This window comes from Microbacterium sp. LWH10-1.2 (assembly GCF_038397765.1).
GTDB classification, from domain to species: Bacteria; Actinomycetota; Actinomycetes; order Actinomycetales; family Microbacteriaceae; genus Microbacterium; species Microbacterium natoriense.
Genome location: NZ_CP151638.1, coordinates 1,634,591 through 1,647,441 on the forward strand (window position 1 = coordinate 1,634,591; position 12,851 = coordinate 1,647,441).

Annotated in this window: 13 protein-coding genes; 6 read left to right on the forward strand and 7 right to left on the reverse strand. The window is 68.3% G+C overall.

The features are described from left to right. Positions 1 to 95 precede the first annotated feature (95 nt). The 3 genes from MRBLWH10_RS07820 to glpK all read left to right on the forward strand — a co-directional run bounded on the left by MRBLWH10_RS07820 (position 96) and on the right by glpK (position 4,194). A complete protein-coding gene (locus MRBLWH10_RS07820; protein WP_341942245.1) occupies positions 96 to 1,805 on the forward strand; it encodes a glycerol-3-phosphate dehydrogenase/oxidase in 1,710 nt (569 codons plus the stop codon). 95 nt (positions 1,806 to 1,900) lie between these two features. Further along, positions 1,901 to 2,653, forward strand: a complete 753-nt coding sequence (locus tag MRBLWH10_RS07825) for an MIP/aquaporin family protein (RefSeq protein ID WP_341942246.1) — start codon at positions 1,901 to 1,903, stop codon at positions 2,651 to 2,653. Positions 2,654 to 2,679: 26 nt separating this feature from the next. Then, positions 2,680 to 4,194: a glycerol kinase GlpK gene (gene glpK, locus MRBLWH10_RS07830; protein WP_341942247.1), complete on the forward strand. Its 1,515-nt coding sequence runs from the start codon at positions 2,680 to 2,682 to the stop codon at positions 4,192 to 4,194. A 60-nt stretch (positions 4,195 to 4,254) separates the two neighbouring features. Here glpK and MRBLWH10_RS07835 read toward each other — a convergent pair whose 3' ends face one another. Continuing rightward, entirely contained in the window at positions 4,255 to 5,136 is an 882-nt protein-coding gene (locus tag MRBLWH10_RS07835) for a LysR family transcriptional regulator (protein WP_341942248.1), read from the reverse strand. Positions 5,137 to 5,214: 78 nt separating this feature from the next. On the opposite strand from MRBLWH10_RS07835, the gene MRBLWH10_RS07840 reads away from it, so the two are divergent. Further along, positions 5,215 to 6,120, forward strand: a complete 906-nt coding sequence (locus MRBLWH10_RS07840) for an EamA family transporter (RefSeq protein WP_341942249.1) — start codon at positions 5,215 to 5,217, stop codon at positions 6,118 to 6,120. Positions 6,121 to 6,125: 5 nt separating this feature from the next. Here the strand turns inward: MRBLWH10_RS07840 and ffh are convergent, their stop codons facing one another. The 4 genes from ffh to MRBLWH10_RS07860 all read right to left on the reverse strand — a co-directional run bounded on the left by ffh (position 6,126) and on the right by MRBLWH10_RS07860 (position 9,512). Further along, on the reverse strand, positions 6,126 to 7,682 hold the full coding sequence (gene ffh / locus MRBLWH10_RS07845) for a signal recognition particle protein (protein ID WP_341942250.1): 1,557 nt from the start codon (positions 7,680 to 7,682) through the stop codon (positions 6,126 to 6,128). Between the two features lie 12 nt (positions 7,683 to 7,694). After that, positions 7,695 to 8,195: an RNA polymerase sigma factor gene (locus tag MRBLWH10_RS07850; RefSeq protein ID WP_341942251.1), complete on the reverse strand. Its 501-nt coding sequence runs from the start codon at positions 8,193 to 8,195 to the stop codon at positions 7,695 to 7,697. Beyond that, positions 8,192 to 8,866, reverse strand: coding sequence for a hypothetical protein (locus MRBLWH10_RS07855; RefSeq protein ID WP_341942252.1), 675 nt, complete (start codon positions 8,864 to 8,866; stop codon positions 8,192 to 8,194). Before MRBLWH10_RS07855 ends, MRBLWH10_RS07850 begins: the two co-directional genes overlap by 4 nt. Positions 8,867 to 8,930: 64 nt before the next feature. After that, the gene (locus tag MRBLWH10_RS07860) at positions 8,931 to 9,512 is read right to left on the reverse strand and encodes a TetR/AcrR family transcriptional regulator (protein ID WP_341942253.1); all 582 of its coding nucleotides are present in this window, start codon (positions 9,510 to 9,512) and stop codon (positions 8,931 to 8,933) included. Between the two features lie 97 nt (positions 9,513 to 9,609). On the opposite strand from MRBLWH10_RS07860, the gene lipB reads away from it, so the two are divergent. Further along, complete coding sequence (lipB, locus tag MRBLWH10_RS07865; protein WP_341942254.1) at positions 9,610 to 10,263, forward strand: lipoyl(octanoyl) transferase LipB; 654 nt, start codon at positions 9,610 to 9,612, stop codon at positions 10,261 to 10,263. Beyond that, positions 10,260 to 11,249: a lipoyl synthase gene (gene lipA, locus MRBLWH10_RS07870; protein ID WP_341942255.1), complete on the forward strand. Its 990-nt coding sequence runs from the start codon at positions 10,260 to 10,262 to the stop codon at positions 11,247 to 11,249. Before lipB ends, lipA begins: the two co-directional genes overlap by 4 nt. Positions 11,250 to 11,308: 59 nt before the next feature. Here lipA and MRBLWH10_RS07875 read toward each other — a convergent pair whose 3' ends face one another. Further along, entirely contained in the window at positions 11,309 to 11,809 is a 501-nt protein-coding gene (locus MRBLWH10_RS07875; RefSeq protein WP_105673342.1) for a DUF2004 domain-containing protein, read from the reverse strand. Positions 11,810 to 11,853: 44 nt separating this feature from the next. Beyond that, positions 11,854 to 12,726: a signal recognition particle-docking protein FtsY gene (gene ftsY, locus MRBLWH10_RS07880; RefSeq protein ID WP_105673341.1), complete on the reverse strand. Its 873-nt coding sequence runs from the start codon at positions 12,724 to 12,726 to the stop codon at positions 11,854 to 11,856. Positions 12,727 to 12,851 lie beyond the last annotated feature (125 nt).

Sequence of the window (12,851 nt, forward strand, 5' to 3'; positions counted from 1 at the left end):
TCCCGTACCCCGATCCTTGCACATATGTGCAGCGGACTTGCGCGCGCCGGTCCACCGGGTCGAAGCTGGGGGCAAGCAGAGAAGAGAGGTCGAGGATGATCGAGTCGACACACTCATCGGCGGAGCGCGCCGAGGTCACAGCAGTCCGCGAAGCCGAACGCACCAGCGTCCTGGTCATCGGCGGAGGCATCAACGGCATCTCGACGTTCCGCGATCTGGCGCTCCAGGGCGTCGACGTGGTCCTGGTCGAGCGCGGGGACTTCGCGTCCGGCGCATCGTCGGCGTCGAGCCACATGATCCACGGCGGGATCCGCTACCTCGAGAACGGCGAGTTCCGTCTCGTTCGTGAATCCGTGGAGGAGCGCAACGGCCTGCTGAAGATCGCGCCGCACTACGTGAAGCCGCTGCAGACGACGATCCCGATCTACTCCACGTTCTCCGGCATCCTGTCCGCTCCCCTGCGCTTCCTGACGCACAAGAGCGGGAAGCCCCAGGAGCGCGGCGCGTTCCTGATCAAGGTCGGCCTCACCATCTACGACACGTTCTCGCGTGACGGCGGCATGGTGCCGCGCCACCGCTTCCTCGGTCGCAAGAAGTCCCTCGCGGAGCTGCCCGCGCTCGACCCGCACATCAAGTACACGGCGACCTACTACGACGCCTCGATGCACGACCCCGAGCGTCTGGCCCTCGACGTCCTCCAGGACGGCCGCGCTGCGCACCCTGGAGCGATCGCGCTCAACTACGTCGAGGCCATCGGCCGTGACGGCGACAAGGTCCTGCTGCGCGACCGCGAGAGCGGCACCGAGTTCAGCATCGCCTCCGACGTGGTGGTGAACACCTCCGGCCCGTGGACCGACCTCACGAACGATGCGCTCGGCGACATCACGCGCTTCATGGGCGGCACCAAGGGCTCGCACATCGTGCTCGACCACCCGGAGCTGCTCGAGGCGACCCGCGGTCGCGAGATCTTCTTCGAGCACTCCGACGGCCGCATCGTGCTCATCTACCCGCTCAAGGGCCGCGTGCTCGTCGGCACCACCGACATCGACGCCGACCCTCGCGAGGTCCCGGTGTGCACGGACGAGGAGGTCACGTACTTCTTCGACCTCATCCATCACGTGTTCCCGCAGATCGACGTCTCCCGCGACCAGATCGTCTACAACTTCTCCGGCATCCGTCCGCTGCCCCGCCACGAGGACACCGCGCCCGGTTTCGTCTCCCGCGACTACCGCATCGAGGTGGACGGGAAGGGCGCCACTCCCCTGGTCAGCCTCGTCGGGGGCAAGTGGACCACGTTCCGCGCCCTGGGAGAGTCGCTCTCCGATGTGGTGCTCGGCCTGGTCGGCCGCACCCGCACCGTGTCGACCGCCGGTCGCGCCATCGGCGGCGGTCGTGACTTCCCCCGCACCGAGAAGGCGCGCCGCATCTGGATCCAGGAGAACCTCCCCGGCGCCGGCGCCCGTGCCGATCACCTCCTCGCCCGCTACGGAACGCGAGCGGCTCAGGTCTGGGACTACATCGAGCAGGGAGAAGACGCCCCCCTCGCCGGCGGCGACCTCTCCACTCGCGAGCTCGAGTGGATGGTGAAGAACGAGCTCGTCGCTCGACTGCAGGACGTGATCCTGCGGCGCACGAGCATCGCCTTCACCGGACATGCGAGCGCAGAGGTTCTCGACGAGATCGGCGACGCGCTCGCTCCCCTGCTGGACTGGGATCGCGACCGCCACGATGCAGAGATCGAGCAGACCCGACTCCTCCTCAACGAACGACACGGCCTGAACATCTCGTCCCGCGCACGCGGCTGACGAGATTCCCACCGTCGCCCTCCTCTGCGACGTGAAATCCCTCATAACGCGGCAGGACTGAGGGGTCCTGCCGCACAAGAAAGGTCAATGAAGACATGACTGATGTGAATCTCGGTCTCTACTTCCTGTCTGAGCTCGTCGGCACGGCGATGCTCATCATTCTGGGTTGTGGAGTCGTCGCGAACGTCGCGCTCGCCAAGAACAAGGGCAACGGCGGCGGCTTCCTCATGGTCAACTGGGGGTGGGGCCTCGCGGTGTTCGCGGGTGTGCTCGTCTCCGCATACTCCGGCGCGATCCTGAACCCCGCCGTCGGCATCGGACTCCTGGTCGCCAAGAAGATCGACTTCGCCATGTTCGCCACCGCCACCGGTGCAGAACTGCTCGGCGCGATCATCGGTGCCATCATCGTCTGGCTCGGCTACAAGCAGCACTTCGACGAGGAGCCCGAAGCCGCCAACAAGCTCGGCGTGTTCTCGACCGGTCCCGCGATCCGCTCGTACGGCTGGAACCTCGTCACGGAGATCATCGGCACGTTCGTGCTCGTGTTCGTCATCTTCGCGTTCGCGGACTACGGCGACATCGAGGTCGGAACCCCCGGAGGCCTCGGCCCGCTCACGGCACTGCCGGTCGCCCTCCTCGTCGTCGGCATCGGCGCGTCCCTCGGTGGCCCCACGGGCTACGCCATCAACCCCGCCCGTGACCTCGGTCCGCGCATCGCTCACGCGATCCTGCCCATCAAGGGCAAGGGCTCCAGCGACTGGTCCTACTCGTGGGTCCCGGTCGTCGGTCCGCTCATCGGCGGTGTGATCGCCGCTCTCGTGGCGCCGGCACTGCTCCACCTCGCCTGACCCCTGAATTCAAAGGAGAACACACCATGGCTGACTACATCATCGCCATCGACCAGGGAACCACCTCCAGCCGCGCGATCATCTTCGACAAGAAGGGCAGCATCATCGCGACGGGCCAGAAGGAGCACGAGCAGATCCTGCCGCAGGCCGGCTGGGTCGAGCACGACGCGGCCGAGATCTGGCGCAACGTGCAGGAGGTCATCGGCCTGGCCCTGAGCCGCGCCGACCTGACCCGCCACGACATCGCCGCAGTCGGCATCACCAACCAGCGCGAGACCGCGGTCGTCTGGGACAAGACCACGGGTCAGCCGGTGTACAACGCGATCGTCTGGCAGGACACGCGCACGCAGGCCATCGTCGACCGTCTCGCGGCGGAGGGCGGCGTCGAGCGCTTCAAGCCCGTCGTCGGCCTGCCCCTGGCGACCTACTTCTCCGGCACGAAGATCGCGTGGATCCTCGAGAACGTCGAGGGCGCTCGCGAGAAGGCCGAGGCGGGCGACCTCCTCTTCGGCACCACCGACTGCTGGGTTCTCTGGAACCTCACCGGCGGCGTCGACGGCGGCGTGCACGCCACCGACGTCACGAACGCGTCTCGCACCATGTTCATGGACCTCGAGACGCTGGAGTGGCGCGACGACATCCTCGAGGCGTTCGGCGTGCCGCGCTCGATGATGCCCGAGATCCGCTCCTCTTCCGAGGTCTACGGCGCCGCAGAGGACTCCTCGCTGCTTCGCGAGACGCCGATCGCCGGCATCCTGGGCGACCAGCAGGCCGCGACCTTCGGACAGGCCGCGTTCAACGCCGGCGAGAGCAAGAACACCTACGGCACGGGCTGCTTCCTCATCTTCAACACGGGCGAGGAGATCGTCCACTCGAAGAACGGGCTGCTCACCACCGTCGGCTACAAGCTCGGCGACGGACCGACCCACTACGCTCTCGAAGGTTCGATCGCCGTCACGGGATCGCTGATCCAGTGGCTGCGCGACCAGCTCGGCATCATCGACTCCGCCCCCGAGGTGGAGGAGCTGGCGAAGCAGGTCGACGACAACGGCGGCGTGTACATCGTCCCCGCGTTCTCCGGTCTGTTCGCGCCCTACTGGCGTCCGGACGCCCGCGGTGCGATCGTCGGCCTCACCCGCTACGCGAACAAGAACCACATCGCTCGCGCAGCGCTCGAGGCCGTCGCCTTCCAGACGCGTGATGTGCTGGATGCCGTGAACGCAGACGCCGGTGTCGACCTGACTGAGCTGAAGGTCGACGGCGGCATGGTCGCCAACGACGCGCTCATGCAGTTCCAGGCGGATGTGCTCGGCGTCCCGGTCGTCCGTCCGGTCGTGGCCGAGACCACCGCGCTCGGCGCCGCCTATGCCGCAGGTCTGGCCGTTGGATTCTGGAACGGCCTCGACGACCTGTCCGCGAACTGGCAGGAGGACGAGCGCTGGGAGCCGTCCATGGAGGTCGCTGAGCGCGACCGCCAGCTGCGCCTGTGGCGCAAGGCCGTCACCAAGTCGATGGACTGGGTCGACGACGACGTGAAGTGATCTCGCTTCGCTGAACGACAGGGCGGGTCCGGAGTCCTCTCCGGGCCCGCCCTGCTGCGGTCAGCCGAGATCTGCGGTCTCCAACTCGACGAGAAAGGCCCTGGCGACGGTCCTCGGCGCCTGCTCATCCCACGCCGCGTACTCGACCCGGATCGGACCGTCGTCGACCGGCACCGACTCGACCGCGGCCTGCGACCGGGCGACGACACCCGGAGCGAGCAGGGTCATCGCCAGTCCTGCGGATACGAGGCCGAGGATCAGCTCTGCCGAGTCGGCCTCGAACGCCACATCTCTGACCACACCGGCGCCCGCGAATGCGGAATCGCTCTGCGCGCGCCCTGACGTGCCCGCGGGGAAGTCGGCGAACACCTCGCCGGCGAGATCGGCGAGTCGGATGCTCTTCCGGCGGGCGAGTCGATGATGCGGCGGCATCGCGGCGACGAGCCGCTCCCTGGACAGCGTGCGCAGGGCGACACCGCTCGGGATGCTCTCCTCTCGAAGCCCGAGGAGGGCGACGTCGAGATCGCCGTGTCGGACGGATGAGATCAGGGTGTCGCTGTTGCCCACGGTGAGCTCGACGCGAACGGACGGATGCGCCGCGCGGAACCGCGCGATGAGGGCGGGGACGTCCACCGCGGCGACGGTCGGGATCACACCGAGGCGCAGAGTCCCGATGACCCGTCCCACGGCAGCCGCGGCATCCTCCCTCGCGCCCTCCGCGGCGGCGAGGGCGACTCGTGCCCTCCGCACGAAGGCCTCACCGGCCTCGGTCACCCGGACGCTCCGACTCGTGCGGGTGAACAACCGCTGACCGAGTTCGCTCTCCAGCGCGGCGATCCGATGACTCAATGCGGACTGCGTGACGAAGCAGCGTTCGGCTGCGCGGGTGAAGCTCGATGCGTCCGCGATCTCGACCGCGTATCGCAGTTGCTGAAGGTCCATTCATTCATGATCTCTGCTCATGCATGAGTTGACAACTATGCGTTGGACTCATTCCTCTGCAGCCATCACGCTGGAATCATGAATCGACTGACCACGGTGCTCCTCACCGCTCTGGCTCCGATGGCCTGGGGCACGACATACCTCGTCACCACCGAGCTGCTGCCCGCCGGGCATCCGCTGCTCGCGGGTCTTCTCCGCTCGCTTCCCGCCGGACTGGTCGCCATCGCGATCGGACGGTCCCTTCCCCGCGGCTCCTGGTGGCTCAAGTCGCTCACCCTCGGCGTCCTGAACATCGGGGCGTTCTTCCCCCTGCTGTTCCTCGCGGCCGAGCGTCTTCCCGGTGGAGTGGCGGCGGCCGTCGCCGGCGTGCAGCCGCTGATCATCCTCGCACTCGGTTCTCTCGTGCTGCACGAGAGGATCCGTCCGCTCACCGCGGCGGCGGCGACCGTCGGCGCCGGCGGCGTCGCACTCGTCGTCCTCGGGCCCGCAGCTGAGCTGGACGCCATCGGCATCCTGGCGGCCCTGGGGGGCGTCACGGCGACCGCGGTCGGAATGATCCTCACGAAGCGCTGGGGTCGTCCGGAGGGCGTCGGACCCATCGCCTACGCAGGATGGCAGCTCACCGCCGGAGGACTTCTGCTGCTGCCGCTCACGTTCCTGATCGAGGGCGCGCCGCCGCAGATCGACGGCGGTGCCGCGCTCGGCTACCTGTGGCTGGGCACTGTGGGCGGCCTCTTCGCCTACACGCTGTGGTTCCGCGGCATCCAGCGACTCCCGGTCATCGCCCCGGGGCTGCTCGCGCTGCTCTCGCCCGTCGTCGCGACGATCCTCGGAGCGACCGTCGCCGGAGAGAGCTTCACGCCCCTGCAGGCGATCGGAATGACGCTCGTGCTGGGCGCGCTCGTCTCAGGCCAGCTCGTCACTCGACCGAAGCCCGTGCCGGCCGTTCCCGGCGCAGCCGAGACCGCGCTCGTCCGACGCTGAGGGGATCAGCCCTTGCCGAAGAGCTTCTGGATCTCGGCGAGGTCGGCCTCGCTCGGTGCCGCCTTCGCCCCGCCGAGGCCGAAGCCCGACCCGGTGGGAGTGGTCGGGGCGGTGAGACCGGCGTTCTCCGCGGCGCGCTTGGCCGGGTTGCCCGACCTCGAACCGCCGGAGGACTTGCCCTTCTTGCCGCGCTTCGACGACGCTCCGGGGCGTCCCATCCCGGGGACGGGTCCCATGCCCGGGATGTTCGGCGTCCCCCCACGGGCGACCGTCTTCATCATCTTCGCGGCCTGGTCGAAGCGCTGCACGAGCTGATTCACATCCGTCACCGTCATGCCGGAACCGCGCGCGATGCGCAGTCGTCGGGAGCCGTTGAGGATCTTGGGGTTGCGGCGCTCGACCGGAGTCATGGAGCGGATGATCGCCTCGGTGCGGTCGATCTCGCGCTCGTCGAAGTCCTCGAGCTGCTGCTTCATCTGGCCCATGCCCGGCAGCATGCCGAGCATCTTCTTCATCGAGCCCATCTTCTTCATCTGCTGAAGCTGGCCGAGGAAGTCCTCGAGCGTGAACTGCTCGGTCGCGAGCTTCTCGGCCATCTTCATGGCCTCTTCCTCATCGAAGGCCTGCTGGGCCTGCTCGATGAGTGTGAGGATGTCGCCGAGGTCGAGGATGCGGCTCGCCATGCGATCGGGGTGGAAAGGCTCGAGGTCTTCGAGGCGCTCGCCCGTCGAGGCGAAGATGATGGGGCGCCCGGTCACGGAGGCGACGGACAGAGCCGCACCGCCTCGGGCATCGCCGTCGAGCTTGGAGAGCACGACGCCGGTGAAGTCGACGCCGTCCTGGAAGGCCTTGGCCGTGTTGACGGCGTCTTGACCGATCATCGCGTCGATGACGAAGAGCACCTCGTCGGGGTCTACGGCCTTGCGGATGTCGGCGGCCTGCTTCATGAGCTCCGCGTCGACGCCGAGACGTCCGGCGGTGTCGATGATGACGACGTCGTGCTGGTGGCGACGGGCGTGCTCGACGCCGTCGCGCGAGACCTTGACCGGGTCGCCGATGCCGTTGCCCGGCTCGGGGGCGTAGACGGTCGCGCCGGCTTGTTCCGCGACGACCTGGAGCTGATTCACGGCGTTCGGACGCTGCAGGTCAGCGGCGACGAGGAGCGGGGTGTGCCCCTCGCCTTCGAGCTGCTTCGCGAGCTTTCCGGCGAAGGTCGTCTTTCCCGAGCCCTGAAGGCCGGCGAGCATGATGACCGTCGGCGCCGTCTTCGCGAACTGGAGGCGACGCTGTTCGCCGCCGAGGATCTGGATGAGCTCCTCGTTGACGATCTGCACGACCTGCTGGGCCGGGTTGAGGGCCTTGTTCACCTCATCGCCGAGCGCGCGCTCGCGCACCTTCGCGGTGAACTCCTTCACGACGGACAGCGCGACGTCGGCGTCGAGGAGTGCGCGACGGATCTCGCGCACGGTGCCGTCGACGTCGGCGGCGGTGAGCTTTCCCTTCGTGCGCAGGTTGCGGAAGGTCTCGGTGAGCCGATCGGAGAGCGTGCCAAACGTAGCCATGGTGCTTCGATTCTACGCGAGCGGAACCTCGATGCTCAGCGCGGCACGGAGTTCCTCCTTCGCACGCTGATAGCGGCCTCTGGCCGTCGATGCAGGGATGCCGAGAAGCTCGGCCGCCTCCGTGAGCGAGAAGCCGTCCCAGTGCACGAGACGCACGATCTCGGCGCGATCGGGATCGAGACGCGTGATCGCGTCGCGCACCTCCGCACCTGCATCCGCCGCCGGGCCGCTCCTGCCCTCGGCCGCATCGCCGCGGATCCGATCGACCAGAGCCCAGCGTCGGCGCTGGCCGCGCGCGTGGTTGAGCAGTGTGCCTCGCGCGATGCCGAAGAGCCACATCCGCGCTCGTTCCGCGTCGACGGGGAGTTCCCGTACTCGGCGCCAGGCGACGACCATGGTCTCCCCGAGCAGGTCGGGGGCGTCGTCCGGACCGACGCGGCGCGAGACATAGGAGAGGAGGTCGGATGCGTTGGCCTCGACCGCCGTGGTGAGACGGACGGAATCGGGACTCACTCGGCCTCGCATTTGACTCCGCCATCCGCGCTGAACATCCACGTGTCCTCCGGGAACCCGGCGCCGACGAGATGATCGATCATCGCCTCGTGCACCGCACGGTTCACCGCGAACGCTCGAGCGTCATCGGCATCGGGACGCCCCGGTGCGATCGCGGCGTCGGCGAGCCAACCATCCGCGCCGATCAGCACGGTCATCCCGTACCTGTCCGCCTGTTCCGCGAGGATTCGCGCGGCCTCGTCGTCCGCCGCTTCCAGGTCGAGCTCACGCTCCAGCGCGCCATCGCGCAGCCAGGTCGCGACGGAGTCCTGCACGTCACGTGTCGACACGTCGTCCTGACCGGCATCGGTCGTCGAGGCCGTGCGATCCTCGACGAGCAACCGCACCTCACAGGCTCTGCCGCTGGGAAGCGCGAACCCGTAGGAGCCGTCCGGATGTTCGAGCGAGCCGGGCCACGTGACGAGACCGGCGGCGACGGCGACTCCACCGCCTCCGACGATCAGGGCGAGCGCAGCACCGGCTGTCAGAGCCGTCCTCACGCGCCGTCGGGGTCGCTTCGGCCCCTCAACCACCCGGGCCTCCGCCATCATCGCCCGCACGTCGCGGGGGTCGAGTGACCAGGCGACGGGTGCGGAGGAGTCGAGCAGATCGTCCAACTGTCCTGTGTCCATGAGTGCGTCCCTTCTGGATGGGTTCACTCCGTACGTGTCCGGCATCGCGCCGGATGTCCGCGGACTACTTCCAGCGCAGGTCGTCGAGGCTGTGCAGCGCCTCGTCGAGGACGGCCTCCGGGGTCCGCGACCCCGCACCGTGCTCCGCCCAGACGCGCAGCGACGACATCAGCGCCGCCGCAAAGGCGGCCCCCAGGATGTCGGAACGGATCTCTCCGACCCCGCCGGCTCGCGCCGCATCGGATATGGCGGACGACAGCCGCGCGTGACGCATGCCGGTCTCGCGGACCAGTTCCTCGTCGAGGCCCATGGCCGCACGGTTGCGGAGCGCGAGGGCGAGCGGGTCGGGCGCGAAGTCCTGCACGACCGTGTGCAGCACGCCGCGGACCTGAGCCGCCTCGGCGCCGGTCGAGAGCGCGCCGAGAGCCGCAGCCGCCTCCGCGAGCCGTGCGTCGAACTCCGCCCAGATCACGTCGCTCTTCGAGGCGAAGTAGTTGAAGAAGCTGGAGCGGCTCACGCCCGCGCGCTGCGTGATGTCCGCGATCGACGTGGACTCGTAGCCGCGCTCGAGGAACAGCTCGCAGGCCGCTTCGGCGAGAGTCTCCCTCGACGACGCCTTCGGGCGTCCTGCTCGGCTGATGGTCATGGTCACACGCTACCGCGCGGCGCGCGGAGGCGCGAAAGCCTCCACCTCGGAGTATTGTTAGACCGCATCCAACTAATAGAGCGAAGGTGGCACGAGCATGCTCGACGTCCTCACCGCGGGTCTCGCCCCGGATTTCGTCCCCTACACCGACGGCTGGGATCTGCAGCGCCGCATCCATGCGGATGTCGTCGCGGGAGTCCGCTCCGACACGCTGATCCTCCTCGAGCACGAGGCCGTGTACACCGCGGGGAAGCGCACCGAGGCGCACGAGCGCCCGCAGGACGGCACGCCGGTCGTCGACGTCGATCGCGGCGGCAAGATCACCTGGCACGGGCCGGGGCAGCTGGTCGGCTATCCGATCGTTCGCCTCCCCGAGCCCCTGGACGTCGTGGCGCACGTCCGTCGACTGGAGCGCATCCTGATCGAGGTGCTCCGCCCGCTCGGCGTCGACGGCTACCAGGTCGATGGACGCAGCGGCGTCTGGGTGCGCCGTCCCCTCTCCGAGGACAAGGTCGCGGCGATCGGCGTCCGCGTCCAGCAGGGCGTGACCATGCACGGCTTCGCCGTCAACTGCGACAACACCCTCTCCGGATTCCGCGGCATCATCCCCTGCGGGATCACGGATGCCGGTGTCACCACCGTCAGCGAGGTCGTCGGCGCCGACATCTCGCCGTCCGACATCCTCGGCGGCGTGATCGCCGCCTTCACCGACGAGTACGCATCCGCCGAGTACGCAGGAGCACCCGCATGACCGCCGCCCCGGAAGGCCGCAAACTCCTCCGCCTGGAGATCCGCAACGCCGAGACCCCCATCGAGCGCAAGCCCGCCTGGATCAAGACCAAGGCGAAGATGGGACCGGAGTACACCGCCCTGCACTCGCTCGTGAAGAGCGAGGACCTGCACACGGTGTGCCAGGAGGCCGGGTGCCCCAACATCTACGAATGCTGGGAGGACCGCGAGGCGACGTTCCTGATCGGGGGGTCGCAGTGCACGCGCCGCTGCGACTTCTGCCAGATCGACACGGGCAAGCCCGCCGACTACGACACCGACGAACCGCGTCGCGTCGCCGAGAGCATCGTCCGGATGAACCTCCGCTACGCCACCGTCACCTGCGTCGCCCGTGACGACCTGCCCGACGGCGGGGCATGGCTCAACGCCGAGACCATTCGGCAGATCCACGCGATGAACCCGAACACCGGCGTCGAGCTCCTCGCCACGGACTTCAACGGCGACCCTGCGCTGCTCGGCGAGGTCTTCGAGGCCCGCCCCGAGGTCTTCGCGCACAATGTCGAGACCGTCCCGCGCATCTTCAAGCGCATCCGCCCCGCTTTCCGCTATGAGCGCTCGCTCGACGTGATCACGCAGGCTCGGGATGCCGGTCTCATCACGAAGTCCAACCTCATCCTCGGCATGGGCGAGGAGCCGGAGGAGGTCGTGCAGGCGCTGAACGATCTGCACGACGCCGGGTGCGACATCATCACGATCACGCAGTACCTCCGGCCCTCACCCCGCCACCTCCCCGTGGCCCGCTGGGTCAAGCCAGACGAGTTCGTCGCGTTCAAGGAGGAAGCGGAGCGGATCGGCTTCCTCGGCGTCCTCGCCGGTCCCCTCGTGCGCTCGTCCTACCGCGCCGGGCGGCTGTGGGCGCAGTCGATGATCTCGAAGGGGCGCGAGATCCCTCCGCACCTGGCGCACATCGCGGAGAGCGCCGACCTGGGATTCGCTCAGGCCGTCTGACCGGCCTCGTCTCGCGTCGCCCCGCTCCGGCGGGGCGGCGCGGGAATACGTCTCCGACCTCAGTCGGCGCTCATGACCGACTGCACGCTGCCATCGGAACCGAGGTTCACGAGCAGCACGTCATCGGTGGAATCGGCGTCGAGAGCGTACTCGAGGACGGCGAAGGGCTCGGAGCCCCCGTGCTCGTCGGCGAGGATCGTCATGCTCATGAGGCGCAGGGAGCGGATGATGTCGACCGCGGCATCGCCGCTCACGTCGACGAGGACCTCCTCGAGTTCCTCTCCATAGGCCTCCTGCTGCTGCAGGATGTACTCGGTCACCTCGCTGGTGCGATCGTCCACCTCCGACAGCATCCCTCGCCGTGCGGTGGCGTCGACGTTCTCCAGTCCGGAGATGAGGGATGCGGCGATGTCGAGCGCGTCGGCGGAGACGTCGTCCTGGTCGGGCGCCGTCAGATCCACGGTGACGCTCTGGTCACCGAGCTCCACCGTCTCCGACCAGAAGATCGAGCCGTCGGGACCGGAGGAGAGCAGTCCGAAGTAGTCGTGTTCGATCGCCATACCGCTATGAAACCAGCCTCGTGCTCGCGGCGGTAGTCCCGCTCTCAACCGACAAGGGACTGCACGAACACGTGGGGGGTGAAACCGGTGAGATCGTCGATCCCCTCGCCCTGTCCGAGAAGCTTGACCGGGATGCCGGTGCGCTCCTGAACGGCGAGGACGAAGCCGCCCTTGGCCGAGCCGTCGAGCTTGGTGAGCACGAGTCCGGTGACCCCGGCGTGCTCGAGGAAGGCCTCGGCCTGCATCACGCCGTTCTGGCCGGTGGTCGCGTCGAGAACGAGGAGAACCTCGCTGATGGGAGCCTGCTTCTCGATCACGCGGCGGATCTTGGACAGCTCGTCCATCAGCCCGCCCTTGGTGTGCAGTCGACCCGCGGTGTCGATGATCGCGATCTCGATGCCTTCGCGCTGCGCGAACTCGATCGTCTGGAAGGCGACGGATGCCGGATCCTGCCCCTCCTGCTGCGGGCGGACGATCGCCGCTCCCCCGCGCTGCGCCCAGGTCGCGAGCTGGTCGACCGCGGCCGCGCGGAACGTGTCGGCTGCGCCCACGACGACGCTGCGCTGATATCCCCGGAGGAACTTCGTGAACTTGCCGATGGTGGTCGTCTTGCCGACGCCGTTGACGCCGACGACGAGCACCACCGCGGGGCGTTCCGTGAGCTTGAGAGTGGTGTCGAACTTCGCGAAGTGCTCTTCGAGGGTCTCGCGGAGCATCCGCTGGAGATCCTTGGGATCGGTGGTCCGGTAGCGCTCCACCTTCTCGCGCAGCTCCTCGACCACCCGCTCGCTGATGTCGGGGCCGAAGTCAGCCGTGATCAGCGCCGTCTCGAGGTCCTCCCACGTCGTCTCGTCGATCGTGGGCTTGACGAACATGCCGCGCAGTGCGCGACCGAGGGACCAGGACTTCTCCGCCATGCCTCCAGCCTACGGGTAGCATGCGGGAATGATCCGCGAGCAGCCGCTCCGGTCGAGGCCTCCCTGCCACGCTGACGTCGGGAAACCCAGGACGAGACGGATGCCGGGCGGCGTGTCGCGCCTCG